The sequence below is a fragment of the Streptomyces cucumeris genome (assembly GCF_024295805.1).
Taxonomy (GTDB): domain Bacteria; phylum Actinomycetota; class Actinomycetes; order Streptomycetales; family Streptomycetaceae; genus Streptomyces; species Streptomyces cucumeris.
The window spans coordinates 304,548-324,768 of record NZ_JANCLX010000008.1; the positions used below are offsets into that span (position 1 = coordinate 304,548).

Below are 20,221 nucleotides of genomic sequence, written 5' to 3' on the forward strand. Positions count from 1 at the left end.
CCACCCCACACCTCACCCCTCCTCCGCTCGGCCGGTGGGGGAGGAAGAGGTTCGCTTGGACCGCCGCCCGGACCGCCGCGCTCACGCCGCCCTGCAGCCGCGCGCCGCGGTGTTCACCGTCTGGTACCTGCGCACCGTCGCGTTCGTCAATCTGCTCGGCGCGGTGTGGGTGTCGTTCGGCAACGACATCAAACGGCACAACGTCGATGAGTACTTCACGCCCTACCTGCTGACCGCGGGCTTCTTCTCGGCCGCGTTCTCGATGTTCCTGGCCGTCACCATGCGCCGCCACAAGCGCGCGGCCTGGCTCCTCAACCTTGGGCTGAGCGCGCTGACCGCGGTGGGGATCGCGTTCGCCATGAGCTGGGCCCCGGCCCGGCACCACCCGCAGAACTGGATCTCGCTCGCGCTCACCGCGGCGTTCGTGGCCGCGCTGCTCATCGGGCGCCGGGAGTTCTACGCCAAGGGCGACCGGTCCAACCCGAAGCTGGCCGCGGCCGTCGCGGTCACCGGGCTGCTGATCGGCTCACTGCTGGCCGCCGCCCTGGTCACCGTCACCAACACCGCGCCCGACGAGCACCGTGCCACCTTCCTGGACCGCTGGCACTACGGGGCGCTGCGGCTGGTGTCACTGGTGGCCGTGGACGGGCGCTTCGCGGGCATCCGGACCCCCGGCTGGGTCAACGTGATCATCAATGTGATGAGCACGGCCCTGCTGCTGCTCGTGCTCTGGGCCGCGTTCCGCTCCCGCCGCGCCGTCGACCCCGTCTCCCCGGAGGACGAACGGCGGCTGCGGGAGCTGCTGGACGGTTACGGCGACCGCGATTCGCTCGGCTACTTCGCGCTGCGCCACGACAAGAGCGCGGTGTGGTCCGCGTCGGGCAAGTCGGCGGTGACCTACCGGGTGGTGGGCGGGGTCTCCCTGGCCTCCGGCGACCCCCTCGGCGATCCGGAGGCATGGCCGGGCGCGATCGACCGCTGGCTGGCCGAGGCACGGGAGCACGGCTGGGTCCCGGCGGTGATGGGCGCGAGCGAGGAGGGCGGCACGGTCTACGCCCGGCACGGTCTGGACGCGCTGGAGCTGGGCGACGAGGCGATCGTGGACACCGCGGAGTTCACCCTCGACGGACGGGCGATGCGCACCGTGCGCCAGGCGTACAACCGGATCCTGCGGGCCGGGTACACGGTCGGCGTCCGCCGCCACGAGGACATCCCGGCGGCGGAGATGGCCACGCTGCTGCGGCTGGCCGACGACTGGCGGGACGGGGAGACCGAACGCGGCTTCTCGATGGCGCTGGGACGGCTGGGCGATCCGTGCGACGGACGCTGTGTGATGCTCGTCAGCACCGACGCGGAGGGTGTGCCGCGGGCGCTGCTGAGCTTTGTGCCCTGGGGTCCGCACGGGCTGTCGCTGGATCTGATGCGGCGGGACCGGGACTCCGAGAACGGCCTCGTGGAGTTCATGGTGCTGGAGCTGATCCAGCGGGCCGGAGAGGTCGGGGTCACCCAGATCTCACTGAACTTCGCCATGTTCCGGTCGGTCTTCGAACGCGGCTCACGGCTGGGCGCGGGACCCGTGCTGCGGCTGTGGCGCTCACTGCTCGGCTTCTTCTCCCGCTGGTGGCAGATCGAGTCGCTGTACCGGGCCAACGCCAAGTACCGGCCGATCTGGGAGCCGCGCTATGTGCTCTTCGAGAAGTCCACGGAACTGCCGCGGATCGCCATCGCCGCGGCCCGTGCGGAGGGGTTCCTGGAGGCGCCGGGGCTGCCGAAATGGCTGAACCGCACCCGGCTGGCGGCGGGGGCGCGGGTGGCACGGGCCGGGACGCCCCGACGGTCCGGGGACGCCGGAGACGCCGGGGGCAGCAGGGGCAGCAGGGGCAGCAGAGGCAGCGGGGGCAGCGAGGGTCCTGACGGAGGCTCATGAGGCCGGGGAGGACGGCGGCGGGGGTTCGGAGAAGCCGCCGATCCAGTCCTGGAGCCGTCGGGTCACCCGTCTCCAGCGGGCGTCATGCCGGTCCGCCCGCTTCCGCGCCCGCCTCCTCGCCCGCGGGCGGCGCCGGTAGAAGCGCCGGGCCCACGGCGAGTCCGGGCGGGCCAGCCGCACCGCGCCGACGATCGCCACCACGGGCACCAGCACCCCGACCACCGCGATCCGCAGTTTCCCCTTGACCAGTGCGAACAGCGCGAAGGCGAAGTTGACCACCACATCCGCGATCACCGCGCCACGGCTGCTCTGTTCCGCCTCGGACACCTCGTTCACCCCGAACGGCAGGAAACCGCTGAGCACCAGGGCGACCAGGGAGGCGGTGAGCACCACCACCTCGACGCTCTTGCGGCCCTGTTCGGACCAGTAGACGTCATGGAGGTGGAGGATCAGCGCGAACTCGTCCAGCACCAGCCCCGCGCCCACCCCGAACAGCACCGCCGAGATCGCCGCCCCGGTCCCCTCCCGCCCGCTGGCGACCGCACCGAAACCGCCGATGACGGTGAGCACCACCCCGGGCACCACATGGTGGATATGCATCCCGCCCGGGGTGATGTTGCGGAACGGGCCCCGTCCGGCCTTGATCATCCGCGTGATGGTGCGGACGACGACGAACGACAGGATGAACGAGGTCAGGGCCAGGAGCAGCGGCAGTTTGCCGGGCTCGATGATGTTCCGCTCCAACCAGTCGCCCATGGCCCCTCAGCGTGCGCGATAGCCTGCGGCGCGATGGACACCACGCCGGAGCAGTCCCCCGCACGACCGCCGGAGCCGGAGCGCCCGGCGGACACCGGGCGCTCCCCCGCGCCCGAGCCCGGGCCCGGACCCGCGCCCGGACCCGCTCCTGAACCCGGGCCACCGCCCCGGCCCGACCGGGCTCCCCGCCTCGCCTGGGACGACGGGCTCCGCTTCGCCTTCGGCACCCTCACCGTGCTGCCGGTCCGGGTGGGGCGCTGGGACCGGGAGGCGGCACGCGCCGGAATGCTCTGCGCCCCGCTGGCCGGGCTGGTGGTCGGCCTGTGCGCCGCGGCGCTGGGCGGGGTGCTGCTGCTGCTCGGCGCCGGCGCGCCGCTGGCCGCCGTCGCGACCGTCGCCGTACCCGCCGTGCTGACCCGCGGGCTCCACCTCGACGGGCTGGCCGACACCGCGGACGGGCTCGGCAGCGGCAAACCCGCCGAGGACGCGCTGCGCATCATGAAGCGCTCCGACATCGGGCCGTTCGGTGTCATCACCCTGCTGCTGGTGCTGCTCGGTCAGACGGCCGCGCTGGCGGAGCTGTTCGCGGCGGGCTGGGCACGGGGCGCGGTGGCCGCCGCCGTGGCCGCGACCGCCGCCCGCTGCGCACTGACCCTCGCGGCCCGCGCGGGGGTGCCCGCGGCCCGTCCGGAGGGGCTCGGCGCGGCGGTCGCGGGCGCGGTGCCCGGTCGTCCGGCACTGGCCGTGGCGGTGGGCACGGTGGCCGTGTGCGCCGCGGCCGGACTGCTGTCCGGCCCGCTGCCGGCGCTGCGCTGCGCGCTCGCGGTGGTGGCCGCCCTGGCCGCCGCCGAACTCCTGCTGCGCCACTGCTGCCGCCGGTTCGGCGGGGTCACGGGGGACGTCTTCGGCGCCCTGGCGGAGACCGCGGCCACCGCGGCACTGGTCGTCCTGGCCCTCGGCTGACCCCGTGCGCGGCCAACTGGGGTCCGCATACCGGCCCGGTGAGAGCTACGCTCGCGGTGAGCCGCGACCAGCCCGCCGCTCGGGCGTCCGGCGACCGGCGCATACGATGCCGACGGGCGCGGCCGACCGCCCCCGCCTCGCGGGGACATCCGATGTCGGCCGACGAACTAACCGGAAGAGGGACCCGACCACTGTGACTGCACTGACTCTCAGCACCTCCTCCGCCGCGACGCTGCGCGCGGACGCCGTTGTCGTCGGCGTGGCAAAGGGGGCGAAGGGCCCCGTCGTCGCCGCCGGCGCGGAGGCCGTGGACAAGGCGTTCGGCGGCAAGCTGGCGGCCGTTCTGGAGACGCTCGGCGCGACCGGCGCCGAGGGCGAGGTGACCAAGCTGCCCGCCGCGTCCGGACTCAAGGCCCCGGTCGTGCTGGCGGTCGGCCTGGGCGAGGCCCCGGCCAAGGGCGACGGCTATGACGCCGAGGCACTGCGCCGGGCGGCGGGGACCGCGGCCCGCGCGCTGGCCGGTTCCAAGAAGGGCGCGTTCGCGCTGCCCGTGGAGGACGCGTCGGCCGCCGCCGCCGTGGCCGAGGGCGCGCTGCTGGGCGCGTACGCGTACGACAAGGCCAACAGCGGCAACGGCACCGCGGCCAAGGACAAGAAGAAGAACGGCAACGGCCCGCTGGCCGAGGTCGCCCTGCTGGGCGGCAAGCCGCGGGACAAGGCGTACAAGGCCGCGGCGGAGCGCGCCGTGGCGCTGGCCGCCGAGGTCAACCGGGCCCGCGACCTGATCAACATCCCGTCCAACGTGCTCAACCCGGCCTCCTTCGCGGCGACCGTGGTGGCGGCGGGCAAGGAGTTCGGCCTCAAGACCGAGGTGCTGGACGAGAAGGCGCTCACCAAGGGCGGCTACGGCGGCATCCTCGGCGTCGGCCAGGGCTCGGACGCCCCGCCGCGGCTGGTGCGGGTCGCCTACACCCACCCCAAGGCGGAGAAGACGCTGGCGCTGGTGGGCAAGGGCATCACCTACGACTCGGGCGGTATCTCGCTCAAGCCGGCCGGTCACAACGAGACGATGAAGTGCGACATGAGCGGTGCCGCCGCGGTGTTCGCCACCATCGTCGCCGCCGCCAAGCTGGGCCTGCGGGTCAATCTGACCGGCTGGCTGGCGCTGGCGGAGAACATGCCCTCCGGTTCGGCCACCCGCCCCGGCGATGTGCTGACCATGTACAGCGGCAAGACCGTCGAAGTGCTGAACACCGACGCCGAGGGACGTCTGGTGCTCGCCGACGCGATCACCCGCGCCTGTGAGGAGAAGCCGGACGCGATCCTGGACGTGGCCACCCTCACCGGCGCCATGGTCCTCGCCCTGGGCACCCGCACCTTCGGGATCATGGCGAACGACGACGCGTTCCGCACCACGGTCCACGAGATCGCCGAGGAGGCGGGCGAGGCGTCCTGGCCGATGCCGCTGCCGACGGACCTCCGCAAGAGCATGGACTCGCCGGTCGCCGATCTGGCGAACATGGGTGAACGGATGGGCGGCGGTCTGGTGGCCGGTCTGTTCCTGAAGGAATTCATCCAGGACGACATCACCTGGGCCCACCTGGACATCGCGGGTCCCGCATTCAATGACGGCGGCCCGTCCGGCTACACCCCCAAGGGCGGCACCGGCTCCGCCGTGCGCACGCTGGTGCGGCTGGCCGAGCGCACCGCCGCGGGCGATCTGGGCTGAGGCACGGGCCTAAAGTCCCGCCGATTTCGCCGTCAACGAAATCGGCGGGGCTACGGATTCCTTTTACGCATGAGTAACCCCTGAACTGGGGTCTGCAGATATCTCACAACACGGCCCGGCGTCCCGCCTCACGTCAACAAGTGCGAAGATGTTGTCTCGGCAGGACAGGGCCCCCGACACCAGGGCCGACGAATCAGCGGCCGAACAACAGCCGCCGCCCGGCCGACCGACGGCCGGCTCCGGCGCACCATGCATGGAGGACGTGACGTGGCGAACGACGCCAGCACCGTTTTCGACCTAGTGATCCTCGGAGGCGGTAGCGGCGGTTACGCCGCTGCCCTGCGCGCGGCGCAGCTGGGTCTGGACGTCGCCCTGATCGAGAAGGACAAGCTGGGCGGCACCTGCCTGCACCGCGGCTGCATCCCCACCAAGGCTCTGCTGCACGCCGGTGAGATCGCCGACCAGGCCCGCGAGGGCTCGGAATTCGGTGTGAATACCACCTTCGAGGGCATCGACATCGAGGGTGTGCACAAGTACAAGGACGGCGTGGTCACGGGCCTGTACAAGGGCCTCCAGGGTCTGATCGCGTCCCGCAAGGTCACCTATGTGACGGGCGAGGGCCGGCTGTCCTCCCCGACCTCGGTCGATGTGAACGGCGAGCGCTACACCGGCCGCCACATCCTGCTCGCCACCGGTTCGGTGCCGAAGTCGCTCCCCGGTCTCGAGATCGACGGCAACCGCGTCATCTCCTCGGACCACGCCCTGGTGCTGGACCGGGTGCCGAAGTCCGCGATCGTGCTGGGCGGCGGTGTCATCGGCGTCGAGTTCGCCTCCGCGTGGAAGTCCTTCGGGGCCGACATCACCATCGTCGAGGCGCTCCCCCACCTCGTCCCGGTCGAGGACGAGAGCAGCTCCAAGCTGCTGGAGCGCGCCTTCCGCAAGCGCGGTATCAACTTCTCCCTCGGCTCCCGCTTCTCGGGCGTCGAGTACACCGCCGACGGCGTCAAGGTCTCGCTGGAGAACGGCAAGACCTTCGAGGCCGAGCTGCTGCTCGTGGCCGTCGGCCGCGGCCCGGTCTCGCAGGGCCTGGGCTACGAGGAGGCCGGGGTCGCCATGGACCGCGGCTATGTCCTGGTCGACGAGTACATGCAGACCAACGTCCCGACCATCTCCGCCGTCGGTGACCTGGTCCCCACCCTCCAGCTCGCCCACGTCGGCTTCGCCGAGGGCATGCTGGTGGCCGAGCGGCTGGCCGGTCAGAAGACCGTCCCGATCGACTACGACGGTGTGCCGCGGGTCACGTACTGCCACCCCGAGGTCGCCTCCGTCGGCATCACCGAGGCCAAGGCCAAGGAGCTGTACGGCGCGGACAAGGTCGTCGCCCTGAAGTACAACCTCGCGGGCAACGGCAAGAGCAAGATCCTCAAGACCGCGGGCGAGATCAAGCTCGTCCAGGTCCGCGACGGCGCCGTCGTCGGTGTCCACATGGTGGGTGACCGGATGGGCGAGCAGGTCGGCGAAGCCCAGCTCATCTACAACTGGGAGGCGCTGCCGGCCGAGGTCGCACAGCTCGTCCACGCCCACCCGACCCAGAACGAGGCGCTCGGCGAGGCCCACCTGGCCCTGGCCGGCAAGCCGCTGCACTCCCACGACTAATCGTTCGAGCGCGAACCATCCGTACAGATCGTTAAGGAGCAACCGAAACCATGGCGGTTTCCGTAACCCTGCCGGCGCTCGGCGAGAGCGTGACCGAGGGCACCGTCACCCGTTGGCTCAAGGCCGAGGGTGAGCGTGTCGAGGCCGACGAGCCACTGCTCGAAGTCTCCACCGACAAGGTCGACACCGAGATCCCGGCCCCGGCGGCCGGTGTGCTGTCGTCCATCAAGGTCGCCGAGGACGAGACGGTCGAGGTCGGCGCCGAGCTCGCCGTCATCGACGACGGCGGCGGCGCCCCCGCCGAGACCCCCGCCCCGGCGGAGGAGCCCGCTCCGGCGGCGCAGCCCGAGCCCGCCCCGGCCGCCGAGGCCCCGGCTCCCGAGCCCGCCGCGGCCGCCCCGGCCGGTGGCGCCGAGGGCACCGACGTGGTGCTTCCGGCGCTCGGCGAGTCGGTGACCGAGGGCACCGTCACCCGCTGGCTCAAGGAGGTCGGTGACTCGGTCGAGGCCGACGAGCCGCTCCTGGAGGTCTCCACCGACAAGGTCGACACCGAGATCCCGGCCCCGGCCGCGGGCACCCTGCTGGAGATCCTGGTCGCCGAGGACGAGACCGCCGAGGTCGGCGCCAAGCTGGCCGTCATCGGCGCCGCGGGGGCCGCTCCGGCCGCCGCACCGGCCCCGGCCGCCCCGGCCCCGCAGGAGGCGCCGAAGCAGGAGGCTCCCGCCCCGGCCCCGGCTCCCGAGCCGGTCCAGCAGGCTCCGGCTCCGCAGGCGCCCGCCGCCCCGGCTCCGGCGGCCACCCCGGCCGCGCCGGCCGCCCCGTCGATCCCCGCCCCCTCCGCCCCCGAGGCCGAGGGCGCCTATGTGACCCCGCTGGTGCGCAAGCTCGCCGCCGAGAACGGCGTCGACCTGGCCACCGTCAAGGGCACCGGCGTCGGCGGCCGGATCCGCAAGCAGGACGTCATCGCCGCCGCCGAGGCCGCCAAGGCCGCCGCCGCTGCCCCGGCTCCGGCCGCCGCCGCGCCGGCCGCCAAGAAGGCCCCGGTGCTCGAGGCGTCCCCGCTGCGCGGTCAGACCGTCAAGATGACCCGCATGCGCAAGGTCATCGGCGACAACATGATGAAGGCGCTGCACGGCCAGGCCCAGCTTTCCTCGGTCGTCGAGGTCGACGTCACCCGGCTGATGAAGCTGCGCACGCAGGCCAAGGACTCGTTCGCGGCCCGTGAAGGCGTCAAGCTCTCCCCGATGCCGTTCTTCGTCAAGGCCGCGGCCCAGGCGCTGAAGGCCCACCCGGTCATCAACGCCCGGATCAACGAGGACGAGGGCACCATCACCTACTTCGACTCGGAGAACGTCGGCATCGCCGTGGACTCCGAGAAGGGCCTGATGACCCCGGTCATCAAGGGTGCGGGCAACCTCAACCTGGCCGGTATCGCCAAGGCCACCGCCGATCTGGCGGGCAAGGTGCGCGGTAACAAGATCACGCCCGACGAGCTGGCCGGCGCGACCTTCACGATCAGCAACACCGGTTCGCGCGGTGCGCTGTTCGACACGATCATCGTGCCGCCGAACCAGGTCGCGATCCTGGGCATCGGCGCCACGGTGAAGCGCCCGGCCGTCATGGAGACCCCGGAGGGCACCGTCATCGGCGTCCGGGACATGACGTACCTGACGCTCTCCTACGACCACCGCCTGGTGGACGGTGCCGACGCGGCCCGCTACCTGTCGGCCGTCAAGGAGATCCTGGAGGCCGGTGAGTTCGAGGTCGAGCTCGGCCTCTGACCGGCCCACGGCTGACGCCGACGGCTACCGCCGCGCCCCGCACGGGTTTTCCGTGCGGGGCGCGGCCCATTTCCGGGGCCCCTTACGGGGCAGACGGTCCGCGGGGCGTTCCGCCGCCTGGATAATGACTTCCGTTCACCATTGGTCCCGAAGGAGCGCCCCATGGCCCCGCCCGTCGTCCACTCGCTGCGCGAGCAGATCCGCGAGCACATCGTGGAGGGGATCGTCAGCGGGCGCTGGAAGCCGGGCGAGCGGATCGTGGAGCGGCGGATCGCGACGGAACTGGAGGTCAGCCAGACCCCTGTCCGCGAGGCGCTGCGGGAGCTGGAATCCCTGCGGCTGATCGAGTCGGCTCCCAACAAGGGCGTCCGGGTGCGGAACCTGACCGCATCCGACCTCGAGGAGATCTATCCGGTACGGGCCGGACTGGAGCAGATGGCGGCGGAGCTGGCCGCGCCCCGGCTGGCCGAGGACACCTCAGCCCTGGAGCCCGAGGTGCGGGCGCTGTACGAGGCGGACCGCAAGGCCGACGGCGAGGCGCAGGTCCGGCACACCGTGGCCTTCCACCGCGAGCTGGTGCGGGCCTCGGGGAACAGCGTGCTGCTGCACACCTGGGAGTCGCTGGGCATCGAGATCTGGACGACGCTGTCCATCCGGTGGCTGGGCACCGTGCAGCAGTCCTACGCCGAGGAGCACCAGGCGGTCGTGGACGCCTTCCGGCGCCGGGACCCGCGGGTGGGTGAACTCGTGAAGGAGCATGTGCTCGGCTGTGCACCGCGTGCCTGATTTCGCGGCACGGAATGCCATTTTCGCGGTACGGAGTACTTTTTTCGCTCCGGGGCTTTGATCGATCATCGATCAGAACTTACAGTCGGCAGCATGACCGATCTCGCCAGCACGCAGCCGAGTGCGCTCGACCAGATCCCCGACCGGGACCCCGAGGAGACCGCGGAGTGGGGCGCCTCGCTCACGGCCGTCACCCAGGCCGCCGGTCCGCACCGCGCCGCGTACCTGATGCGCCGCACCCTGGAGCGCGCGGAGGGCACCGGGCTCGCACTGCCGCCGCTGCTGGAGTCGGACTACGTCAACACCATCCCGACCGCCGCGGAGCCCGCCTTCCCCGGTGACGAGGAGATGGAGCGGCGGATCACCGCCTGGAACCGGTGGAACGCGGCGGCGATGGTCACCCGCGGCAGCCGGGACGGCCTCGGCGGCCATATCGCCACCTTCGCCTCCGCCGCCTGGCTCTACGAGACCGGCTTCCAGCACTTCTTCCGCGGCAAGGAGGCCCCGGGCGGTTCCGGTGACCAGCTCTACATCCAGGGCCACGCCTCCCCCGGTGTCTACGCCCGCGCGTTCCTCGACGGCCGACTGACCGAGCACCACCTCGACCGCTTCCGGCGCGAGACGGGCGGTGACGGGCTGCCCTCCTACCCGCATCCGCGGCGGCTGCCCTGGCTGTGGGAGTTCCCGACCGTCTCGATGGGCCTCGGCCCGCTCTCCGCGATCTACCAGGCCCGGTTCAACCGCTATCTGGCGAACCGCGGCATCAAGGACACCGCGGGCTCCCACGTCTGGGCCTTCCTCGGCGACGGCGAGATGGACGAGCCCGAGTCCACCGCCGCGCTCGCCCTGGCCGGGCGCGAGGGCCTGGACAATCTGACCTTCGTCATCAACTGCAACCTCCAGCGGCTCGACGGCCCGGTGCGCGCCAACTTCAAGATCGTCCAGGAGCTGGAGGCGCAGTTCCGCGCCGCCGGGTGGAACGTGGTCAAGTCCCTGTGGGGCTCGGCCTGGGACGAGCTGTTCGCGCTGGACACCTCGGGCGCGCTGGTGCGCAGGCTGCGCGAGGTACCGGACGGCCAGTTCCAGACCTACGCCACCCGCGACGCCGCCTACATCCGCGAGCACTTCTTCGGCGCCGACCCGGAGCTGGCCCGGCTCGCCCGGGGCGTCACCGACGCCAAGCTCACCGAGTGCTTCCACACCTCCCGGGCGGGCCACGAGCCGCGCAAGGTGCACGCGGCCTACCGCGCCGCCATGGACCACAAGGGCGCCCCGACCGTGGTCCTCGCGCAGACCGTCAAGGGCTGGACGCTCGGCCCCGGCTTCGAGTCGCGCAACGCCAACCACCAGATGAAGAAGCTCACCGGCAAGGAGTTCCGCACCATGCGCGACCTCCTGGAGCTGCCCATCCCGGACAGCGAGCTGGCCGATGAGCTCGTCCCGTACGCCCACCCCGGCGCCGACTCCCCCGAGGTGCGCTACCTCCAGGAGCGCCGCGCCGCGCTCGGCGGCCCCGCCCCCGCCCGCAAGGTCCACCCGGTGGCCCTGCCCGAGCCCGCGGCCAAGCCGTTCGAGGCCCTGGCCAAGGGGTCCGGCAGCCAGGAGATCGCCACCACCATGGCCTTCGTCCGGCTGGTCAAGGATCTGATGCGGGACAAGGAGACCGGGAAGCGCTGGGTGCCGATCGTGCCCGACGAGGCGCGGACCTTCGGCATGGAGTCGCTGTTCCCGACCGCCGGGATCTACTCCCCGCTCGGCCAGACCTATGACCCGGTCGACCGCGATCAGCTCCTGTACTACAAGGAGGCCGCGAACGGTCAGATCCTCAACGAGGGGATCACCGAGGCCGGTTCGATGGCCGACTTCACCGCCGCCGCCACGTCGTACGCGACCCACGGCGAGCCGATGATCCCGTTCTACATCTTCTATTCGATGTTCGGCTGGCAGCGCACCGCCGACCAGATGTGGGCGCTCGCCGACCAGCTCGGCCGCGGCTTCCTGATCGGCGCCACCGCGGGCCGCACCACCATGACCGGTGAGGGCCTCCAGCACGCCGACGGCCATTCGCATCTGATCGCCTCCACCAACCCGGCGGCGCTCGCCTACGACCCGGCGTTCGCCTACGAGGTCGGGGTGATCGTGCGGGACGGACTGCGGCGGATGTACGGTCCGGACGCCGAGGACGTCTTCTACTACCTGACCGTCTACAACGAGACCAAGGTCCAGCCGCCCATGCCGTCGGGCGAGGGCGTCGAGGAGGGCATCCTCAAGGGCCTGTACCGCTACCGGGAGGCCGAGGCGCCCGCCGCCGAAGCGCCCCGGATCCAGCTCCTCGCCTCCGGCACCGCCATCCACTGGGTGCTGGAGGCCCAGAAACTCCTCGCCGACGACTGGGGTGTGGCCGCCGACGTGTGGTCCGCCACCTCCTGGAGCGAGCTGCGCCGTGACGCCCTGTCCTGTGACACGGCGCGGCTCAATGGCGAAGACCGGGTCCCGTACGTCACCCGTGCCCTGGCAGGCGCACCGGGCCCGGTCCTCGCGGTCAGCGACTGGATGCGCGCGGTACCGGACCAGATCAGCCAGTGGGTCGAACAGGACTGGTCCTCCCTGGGCACCGACGGCTTCGGCCTCTCCGACACCCGGGAGGCGGCCCGCCGCCACTTCGGGGTGGACGCCCCGGCGATCGTGGTGGCGGCCCTGGACCGGCTGGCCCGCCGCGGCGAGGTGAACGGCACCGCCGCCAAGGAGGCCGCGCGCCACTACGGGCTCTGAGGCCCGCCCCCGGCTCCGCCGTCGTGCGGCCGCGTCTCGCGGTCGCACGACGGCGGTTCTCATGCGCCCGCCGCTTCCGCCGGGGGCCCGCGCCGCTGAGGGGCATGATGGGCGGGTGCGCGCTGCCCGGCTGATCAAGATGGTGCTTCTGCTCCAGGCCCGGCCCTCGATGACGGGGGCCGAGCTCGCCCGTGAGCTGGAGGTCTCCGAGCGGACCGTCACCCGCGACGCCGCCGCGCTCTCCGAGGCGGGTGTCCCCGTCTACGCGGACCGGGGCCGCGCCGGGGGGTACCGGCTCATCGGCGGCTACCGCACCCGGCTCACCGGGCTCGGCCGGGCGGAGGCCGAGGCGCTGTTCCTCTCCGGCGTACCGTCCGCGCTGCGCGAGATGGGGCTCGGCGACGCCGCCTCCGCGGCCCGGCTGAAGGTCTCCGCGGCCCTGCTGCCGGAGCTGCGGGACGCCTCCTACAGCGTGGCCCAGCGCTTCCATCTGGACGCCCCCGGCTGGTGGCAGGAGCCGCAGACACCCGAGCTGCTGCCACCGCTGGCCGACGCGGTCTGGGACGACCGGCGGATCACCGTCCGCTACCGGCGCCGGGACACCGAGGTGGCCCGGGAGCTGGAGCCGTACGGCCTCGTGCTCAAGGCGGGCGTCTGGTACCTGGCGGCCCGTGCGGAGGGCGACTTCCGGGTGTACCGGGTGGACCGCTTCGTCTCCGTCGAACCCGGTGAGGACCGCTTCGAGCGGGCCGGGGAGTTCGAGCTGCCCTCCTTCTGGGAGGAACGGGCGGCCCAGTTCGCACGCTCGATCCTGCGCGAACGGACCGTGCTGCGGCTCACCCCGGAGGGCGCCCGGCAGCTTCCCTACGTCACCGACCGCACGGCCGCCGAGGAGGCGGTGCGCGGCGCCGGGGAGCCCGACGGACAGGGGCGGATCACCGTCACTCTGGCCGTCGAGTCGCAGGAGGTGGCCTTCGGGCAGCTACTGGCCCTCGGCCCGGAGGCCGAGGTGCTGGAGCCGCCGGAGCTGCGGGAGCGGTTCGCCGAGGCAGCGCGGCGCGCTGCCCGGCTCTACGGGTAGCGCTCCGCGAGGAGGTGCCGGGAGGCGCCGTCCCGCATCCGCGGCCACGTGGTGGCCGGTCGCGCCCACGCGGCGGAGCCGCACATCGACACGGCCCCGCGCCCCTGCGGCGCGCAACCGACCCGCCCGGACCTCGGCGACACCGCTCAGCGGGCGGCGCTGCGCGAGGCGTCCCGCGTCCGCTGCCGCGCCGTGGCCGGTGACGCGGCTCCCCGCCGCGGAGCGCTCGTGCCGCGTCAGCCGAGGTGTGCCCCGAAGTCCGGGCGGCAACGCCGCGGGGCACCTCCCGGCGGTAGCCGGGCGCGGCCGGGCCAGGGCGGCGAGCGGGGCGAACCTCGGCCGATGGGCGCTAGCGGTAGTCCTCCGCCGTGCCCTCCTTGCCGCCGAAGACGATGTCGCGGAAGTAGCCGACGCCGTCCGGCCGGGAGCCGTCGAGGTCGGTGAAGCCGTAGACCTTGGCCAGCTCACCGCTGAAGACGGACTTCCCGCTCCAGCGGGCCCGGTCCGGATCGGCGGCGAGCGCGGCCACCGCCCGCCCGACGAAGTGCGGTGTCTCGGCGATGCCGAAATGCGGTTCCTGCTCCACCGCGTCCCGCCAGTTCTCCTCGGTCACCCCGAAGTGGTCCAGCATCTGCTCGGAGCGCAGGAACCCCGGGGACAGGCACACCGCCGTGGCGTCGAACTCCTTCAGCTCCTGGGCGAGCCCGAAGGCGGTCCGGATGGGCGCGTTCTTGGTGATGTCGAAGAAGAGGTTCACCCGGTAGGTCTTGTTGAACTCCTCGTTGCCGTCGGTGATCTCGACCACCAGCCCGCCCGGGTTCCGGACCAGCAGCGGCAGCGCGTAGTAGAGGGTGATCAGATGGGTCTCGATACCGAGCCGGAGCATCCGCAGCCCGCTCGTCAGATTCGTCTCCCAGGTCTTCTTGTCGAACTCGATCAGCGCCTCACCGCCCCAGAGGTCGTTGACCAGGATGTCCAGCCGCCCCCGCTCCCGGTCGATGCGCTCGACGAGCTGCTGTACCCGCTCCGGCTCCAGGTGATCGGTGGGCACCGCGATGCCCTCACCGCCCGCGGCGGTGACCAGTTCGGCCGTCTCCTCGATGGTCTCGGTGGTCCGGCCGACCTCGCTGGCCCGCTCCCGTGTGGTGCGTCCGGTCACATAGACGGTGGCGCCGGCCGCCCCCAGCTCGACCGCCATCGCGCGGCCCGCGCCGCGGGTCGCCCCCGCGACGAGTGCGATCCTGCCCGCCAGTGCGCCCTGAGTGCTCACGTAGCTGTCCCTTCGATGGGTGTCCGTCATGGCTGTGCGTTCGACGCTCGCAGGAAATCCCGACATCTTCTGTCGCTTTTTGTTCGCACTTTTCCCGGGTCCCCGGCAGCGGGGTCGCTCTCCATAACGAGAGGGCCGCATCCGGGTCGCTCCGCGTGCGGGCGCGCCGGGGAGGGCCGATCCTGGTCCCGTGATGATGGACGAGACGGAGTTCTGGGGGCTGGTCGACAGCGCTCGGGAGGCCGCCGAGGGCGACCCCGAGGACCAGTCCGACGTGCTCGTCGAGCGACTGTCCCAGCTCGACCCGGACGCCGTGCTGGACTTCGCGCGGCATTTCGAGGCCCGCTCCGACCGGGCCTACCGCTGGGATCTGTGGGGTGCGGCCTGGGTGCTGCTGGGCGGGGTCAGCGACGATGCGTTCGAGGCGTTCCGCTTCTGGCTGATCGGCCAGGGCCGGGAGGTCTTCGAGGGGGCGCTGCACGAGCCGGACGCCCTCGCCGAGCTGCTGGACGACTTCGACGACCAGGTGGACGGGGACTGCGAGGACCTGGGGTTCGCGGCGGACGAGGCGTATGAGCGGCTGACCGGGGCGGCCCTGCCGGAGCTGGGGCTTCCGGGGCCGCCGGACGAACCGGGGGGCGTGGCCATCGACTTCGAGAACGACCGTGAGCTGGCGGAGCGCTACCCCCGGCTCTGGGAGCGCTTCCGGATCTGATCCCCGGTGCCCGCGGGCGGCGCGGGGTCAGGCGGCCCGGTGGTCAGGCGGTCAGGCCGCGGCCCATCAGGACGTCGTCCACGTAGCTCCCCTCGATCAGGAACTCCCCCGGCAGGACGCCCTCCACGGTGAACCCCTCGGACTCGTACAGCCGCCGCGCGGGGGTGTTGGGGCCCAGCACCCGCAGCGTGATGCGGGTGGCGCCCGCCTGCCGGGCCCGCTCGTACGCGGCGGCCAGCAGCGCCCGCGCCACACCCTTGCCGCGCGCCCGCTCGTCGACCGCGAGCCCCTGGATCTGCCGCACATGGGCGTTGGAGGCCAGCGGGATCGCCGCGACGAGCCGGAGATAGCCGACGGGGTGCCCGCCGGTCTCGGCCACCAGGATGTGCTCGGGGAGGTTGCGGTCGGTGAAGAAGGTGGCGTAGGGCGGCTCGGGGCGCGGCTGCACCGAGTGCACCGGCGACCAGGCGCGCCGGTCCAGTGCGGCCAGCGCGGTCTCGTCGTCCGCCACGGCGGCACGGACGGTCAACTCCCCCTCACCGGTGGCGCGGAGGGATCCGGCGGGACGGGTGGGCAGGGTCGGCTCGGACATGCCGGTCAGTGTGCCACCGGCCCCGTCGTCCGACATCACCCTCAAGATCGGGGGCAGGATGGTGCCATGCGTATCGCGGTCACCGGCTCCACCGGACTCATCGGCACGGCTCTCCTCCGCTCACTGCGCGAGGACGGCCACGAGACCGTCCGGCTGGTGCGGCGCACCCCGCGCGGCGAGGGCGAGGTGGAGTGGGATCCGCAGCGGCAGTGGGTGGACACCGCGGGGCTGACGGGGTGCGACGCGGTGGTCCACCTCGCGGGTGCCGGGATCGGCGACCACCGCTGGACCGACGCGTACAAGCGCGAGCTGCGGGACAGCCGGGTGCTGGGCACCGCCGCCATCGCCGATGCCGTGGCCTCCCTGGACACTCCGCCGCGGGTGCTGATCAGCGGGAGCGCCATCGGGTTCTACGGGGACACGGGGGCGCGCGCCGTGGACGAGAACGCGCCCCCCGGTGACGGCTTTCTCGCCGATCTCTGCCAGGAGTGGGAGGACGCGGCCGGGGCCGCCCAGGAGGCGGGCATCCGCACGGTGTTCGCGCGCACCGGACTGGTCGTCGCGCCCGAAGGCGGGGCGTGGGGGCGGCTGTTCCCCCTGTTCAAGGCGGGGCTGGGCGGACGGATGGGCAACGGCCGCCAGTACTGGAGCTTTATCGCCCTGTACGACCACATCGCCGCGCTGCGCCATGTGATCGCCTCCGAGGAACTCTCCGGGCCGGTCAACCTCACCGCCCCCACACCGGTCACGAACCGCGAGGTCACGGCGGCCATGGGCCGGGTGCTGCACCGGCCCACGGTGTTGAGCGTGCCGTCCCCGGCGCTGCGGATCGCCCTGGGCGAGATGTCCGGCGACGTGCTCGGGAGCGTACGGGCGCTGCCCCGGCGGCTGATGGACTCCGGCTTCTCCTTCACCTACCCGCATATCGACGAGGCCCTGCGCGCGGCGCTCAAGGAGCAGCGCTGAGCGCGGTCCGCCGAACGTTCTGCGGAGGGGGTGCACGGGGCGGCGTCCGGAGGGCCGGAGGTGCGTCAACCCCGCTCCGGCGGACGGAATTCCGACCGGTGGATGACCGGTGTGCGACCGTCGTGCGACCGTGCTCGGTCGATGCGCGACTGCCCTCGAACGTTTTTCTGACTACCGTCAAGTACGTCCACGCGTTATCCACCTCACGCTCCGTGTCGCGGGACTCACGCTTCCGGCCCGCTGGTTGGGGCATCAGGCCTCCGTAGCGAACGCACCGACCTCGAGGAGGGCACGTGCTCAGCAGCGCGCACCGCACGGACGTCGTCATCGTGGGAGCCGGTCTCGCGGGGCTGGCCGCGGCTCAACTGCTGGCCGGCGCGGGGGTGTCGGTCACGGTCCTGGAGGCCGCGCCACGGGTGGGCGGCCGGATGGCGACGGACAGCGTGGACGGCTTCCGGCTCGACCGCACCGGACAGTTGATGAACACCTCGTTCCCGGAGCTGCGGCGCGCTCCGGGACTCGGCTCCCTCGCCCTGCGCCCGTTCACCCAGGGCCTGCTGGTCCACAGCGAGGGACGCACCCAGCGGTTCGGCACCCCCCGGAGCATGAGGGGCGCATTCACGTCGGCGCGCGCTTTGGCGAACGCCGCCCGTGCGCCCCTGGGCAACGGGCTCGACCAGGCCCGACTCGGTGCCGCGCTCGGCAGGCTCGCCGCCCTGCCCGCGGACCGTCTGCTCGCCCGCCCCGACCGGCCGGTCCACGAGACCCTGGGGGGGCGGGGCCTACCTGCCCGCACGGTCCAGGGGGTGCTGCGCCCGCTCCTGGTGTCGCTGCTCAGCGACCCGGAGCTGAACACCTCGAGCCGCTGTGCCGATCTGGCCCTGCGCGGCTACGCACGCGGCCGCCTCTGCCTTCCGGCGGGCGGCGCGTCCACCGTCCCCGAACTGCTGGCGGCCACCCTGCCGCCGGGGACGGTCCACACCGGCGTCCGCGCCGTCGCGGCCTCCACCACCGCCGTGGCGACCGCGGAACACGGTGAGATCGGCTGTCGCGCGGTCCTGGTGGCCACGGGGGCGCACGACGCCGCCGCGCTCCTGCCCGGTCTGCGGCTCCCGGCCTTCCACCCGGTGACGGTGCTGCACCACACCGCCGACCGCCCACCGCTGCGCGAACCCGCGCTGGTCCTCGCGGCCGACGGCCCGGGGCCGGTGGCACACACCATGGTGGCCAGCGAGGTGGACCCCTCGCGCACCCCGCCCGGCCGGGTGCTGATCACCTCCACGGTGCTCGGCCCCGCCGCCGGACGCCCCACCGCCGAACTCGACCGGGCCGCCCGCGACCAACTGGCCGCCGTCTACGGCGCGTCCACGGCCCGCTGGGAGCTGCTGGCCGCCCACCACGACCCGTACGCCGTCCCGGCCATGCCCGCACCCCACGACCTGCGCCGTCCGGTGCGGCTGCTGTCCGGGCTGTACGTCTGCGGCGACCACCGCGACTCCAGCACGGTGCAGGGCGCGCTCGTCTCCGGCCGCCGCGCCGCCCGCGCGGTGCTCACCGACTTCGGAGCCCCGCCAGGCTCCGGCACCACCCTCCCCGCCGCAGCCTGACCCGGCGGCCCCCGGCCCGGGCGCTGCCCCCGCATGAGGGCTGACGCGCCCGCGCGGGGACACGCCGGCCCCACGGCCCGGCTCAGGCCACCAGCACGACGGCCACGGACCGGTCCGGCGACCGACAGCCCCTCGCGCGCTGCCGGTTGCCGCCGCTGCCACCGGCCGGAGGCCCTGTGGGGGCGCGCGGGCCACCTCCGGCGAACGGGCAGCGGCTCGTGGCCCCTCCAGACCCCGGCACCGCCGCTTTGCGCCCGCCGGCGCCCGCAGGGGCCCGCCGAGTCCTGCCGCTGTCCGGCCACCGGCCGGACACACGCCCGTGGGAGCGCCGGGCCACTGGCCCGATCCAGCGAGCGGACCCGAGCCGCTGCCCGGCCGCTGGACGCCCCCGTGCGGCCCGTCAGGGACCCCACGGCCGGGAGCGGCCGCCGGGCGGACACGCCCCCCGTGGGGGCGCTGAGCCCCCGGCACGGGCTCGGCCGGCGGCTGGCCTGGATCGTGCCCCGGGACGGCCGGTATCCGGCCATGCCCCACGGAGGGCCGTAGGCCGCCCGCAGGGCTACTGGAGGGCGGCTACGCGCTCCCGGTAGCCCCGCACCGGGGCCGCGTCGCGGTACGGCTCGAGACGGCGCTCAAAGTCCCGTACGTAGTCCAGCGCCCGCATCGACCGCATCTCGGACGCCTGCTGTGCCGCCTCGGCGCCCAGCGCGCACGCCTGCTCCAGCTCGCCGAGGCCCAGCCGCGCGGTGGCCAGCACCACCCGGCAGAACAGCCTGCTGCGCGCGTATCCGTTGCCGCGCAGTTGGAGCGAGCGCTCGGCGTGCTGGGCGGCGGCCCGGTACTGCTGGAGGTCGCGGTGGCAGTGGCCGAACTCGTCCGCGAGCTGTGCCTCGTCGAAGAACCGCGCCCAGTACGGCACGTCGTCGCCCGGCCGCGCCGTCTCCAGCGCCCGCTCCGCACGGGCGAGCGAGGCCGTGCAGGCCCGCACCTCCCCCAGCACCCCGTGGCCGCGCGCCTCGACCGCGTGCAGGAGCGACTGGAGCACCGGCGGCGCACCGCCGCCGACGCCCTGCTGGGCCACCCGGGCAAGCTGCACGGCCTCACGGCCGTGGCCGAGGTAGACGGCCTGGCGGCTCATCGTCACCAGGACGTAGCTGCCGTACGCCCGGTCCCCGGCCGCCTGCGCCAGCCGCAGCGCCTGGACGAAGTAGCGCTGGGCCAGACCGTGGGCGGCGATGTCGTAGGAGGTCCACCCGGCCAGCCGGGTCAGATCCGCGACCGCCCCGAACAGCCGCCGCCCCACCGCCTCGCTGTAGGTGCCGCGCAGCATCGGCTCGCCCTCGTGCTCGAGGTAGCGCACCAGGGCCTGCCGCGCGTGGCCGCCGCCGTACGTCTGGTCCAGCGTCCGGAACAGCTCGCTGACCGAGCGCAGCGCCGCGATGTCCCCGGTGGTCACCCGGTGGCCGGGGCCGCGCTGACAGCGGTCCGCCTGCCGCTGGCGGGGCACCGGGGCCCGGCCCGCCGCGGGCACGCGCCCGGCCGTGGCCGGCGGGGCGCCGGGGCGGCCGCCCTGGGCGGGCAGCCGCACGGCGGCCGAGGCCACGGCGGCGGCGCCCGCCG

General features: G+C 73.3%; 15 protein-coding genes. 11 read left to right on the forward strand and 4 right to left on the reverse strand.

Annotated elements, in window-relative coordinates; genetic code table 11:
- The first annotated feature begins 55 nt into the window (after positions 1-55).
- Entirely contained in the window at positions 56-1,927 is a 1,872-nt protein-coding gene (locus NMK44_RS15545; RefSeq protein ID WP_254743331.1) for a phosphatidylglycerol lysyltransferase domain-containing protein, read from the forward strand.
- Here NMK44_RS15545 and NMK44_RS15550 read toward each other — a convergent pair.
- A complete protein-coding gene (locus NMK44_RS15550; protein WP_254743333.1) occupies positions 1,922-2,683 on the reverse strand; it encodes a hypothetical protein in 762 nt (253 codons plus the stop codon). The two genes, NMK44_RS15545 and NMK44_RS15550, sit on opposite strands and share 6 nt — an antisense overlap.
- A 33-nt stretch (positions 2,684-2,716) precedes the next feature.
- On the opposite strand from NMK44_RS15550, the gene NMK44_RS15555 reads away from it, so the two are divergent.
- From NMK44_RS15555 to NMK44_RS15585, 7 genes are all read left to right on the forward strand, one after another.
- Entirely contained in the window at positions 2,717-3,646 is a 930-nt protein-coding gene (locus NMK44_RS15555; protein ID WP_254743335.1) for an adenosylcobinamide-GDP ribazoletransferase, read from the forward strand.
- 193 nt (positions 3,647-3,839) lie between these two features.
- A complete protein-coding gene (locus NMK44_RS15560; protein WP_254743337.1) occupies positions 3,840-5,375 on the forward strand; it encodes a leucyl aminopeptidase in 1,536 nt (511 codons plus the stop codon).
- A gap of 267 nt (positions 5,376-5,642) precedes the next feature.
- Positions 5,643-7,031 carry a dihydrolipoyl dehydrogenase gene (gene lpdA, locus NMK44_RS15565; RefSeq protein WP_254743339.1) on the forward strand — a complete coding sequence of 463 codons (1,389 nt, stop codon included), beginning with the start codon at positions 5,643-5,645 and terminating at the stop codon, positions 7,029-7,031.
- Between the two features lie 50 nt (positions 7,032-7,081).
- Positions 7,082-8,812, forward strand: coding sequence for a 2-oxoglutarate dehydrogenase, E2 component, dihydrolipoamide succinyltransferase (gene sucB, locus NMK44_RS15570; RefSeq protein WP_254743341.1), 1,731 nt, complete (start codon positions 7,082-7,084; stop codon positions 8,810-8,812).
- A 162-nt stretch (positions 8,813-8,974) separates the two neighbouring features.
- Positions 8,975-9,598, forward strand: coding sequence for a GntR family transcriptional regulator (locus NMK44_RS15575; RefSeq protein WP_254743343.1), 624 nt, complete (start codon positions 8,975-8,977; stop codon positions 9,596-9,598).
- 93 nt (positions 9,599-9,691) lie between these two features.
- The gene (aceE, locus tag NMK44_RS15580; RefSeq protein ID WP_254743345.1) at positions 9,692-12,370 is read left to right on the forward strand and encodes a pyruvate dehydrogenase (acetyl-transferring), homodimeric type; all 2,679 of its coding nucleotides are present in this window, start codon (positions 9,692-9,694) and stop codon (positions 12,368-12,370) included.
- Between the two features lie 115 nt (positions 12,371-12,485).
- The gene (locus NMK44_RS15585) at positions 12,486-13,451 is read left to right on the forward strand and encodes a helix-turn-helix transcriptional regulator (protein ID WP_254743347.1); all 966 of its coding nucleotides are present in this window, start codon (positions 12,486-12,488) and stop codon (positions 13,449-13,451) included.
- Between the two features lie 349 nt (positions 13,452-13,800).
- Here the strand turns inward: NMK44_RS15585 and NMK44_RS15590 are convergent, their stop codons facing one another.
- Entirely contained in the window at positions 13,801-14,751 is a 951-nt protein-coding gene (locus tag NMK44_RS15590) for an SDR family oxidoreductase (protein ID WP_254743349.1), read from the reverse strand.
- A 163-nt stretch (positions 14,752-14,914) separates the two neighbouring features.
- Here NMK44_RS15590 and NMK44_RS15595 point away from each other — a divergent pair, with 163 nt between their 5' ends.
- Entirely contained in the window at positions 14,915-15,436 is a 522-nt protein-coding gene (locus tag NMK44_RS15595; protein WP_254743405.1) for a DUF4240 domain-containing protein, read from the forward strand.
- A 43-nt stretch (positions 15,437-15,479) separates the two neighbouring features.
- Here the strand turns inward: NMK44_RS15595 and NMK44_RS15600 are convergent, their stop codons facing one another.
- Positions 15,480-16,028: a GNAT family N-acetyltransferase gene (locus NMK44_RS15600; RefSeq protein WP_254743351.1), complete on the reverse strand. Its 549-nt coding sequence runs from the start codon at positions 16,026-16,028 to the stop codon at positions 15,480-15,482.
- Positions 16,029-16,094: 66 nt separating this feature from the next.
- On the opposite strand from NMK44_RS15600, the gene NMK44_RS15605 reads away from it, so the two are divergent.
- Both NMK44_RS15605 and NMK44_RS15610 read left to right on the forward strand, forming a co-directional pair.
- Positions 16,095-16,994, forward strand: coding sequence for a TIGR01777 family oxidoreductase (locus NMK44_RS15605; protein WP_254743353.1), 900 nt, complete (start codon positions 16,095-16,097; stop codon positions 16,992-16,994).
- Between the two features lie 293 nt (positions 16,995-17,287).
- Positions 17,288-18,601 carry an NAD(P)/FAD-dependent oxidoreductase gene (locus tag NMK44_RS15610; protein WP_254743355.1) on the forward strand — a complete coding sequence of 438 codons (1,314 nt, stop codon included), beginning with the start codon at positions 17,288-17,290 and terminating at the stop codon, positions 18,599-18,601.
- A gap of 559 nt (positions 18,602-19,160) precedes the next feature.
- Here the strand turns inward: NMK44_RS15610 and NMK44_RS15615 are convergent.
- A partial coding sequence (locus NMK44_RS15615) for an NsdA family TPR-like regulatory protein (protein ID WP_254743357.1) occupies positions 19,161-20,221 on the reverse strand: 1,061 nt, incomplete at its 5' end.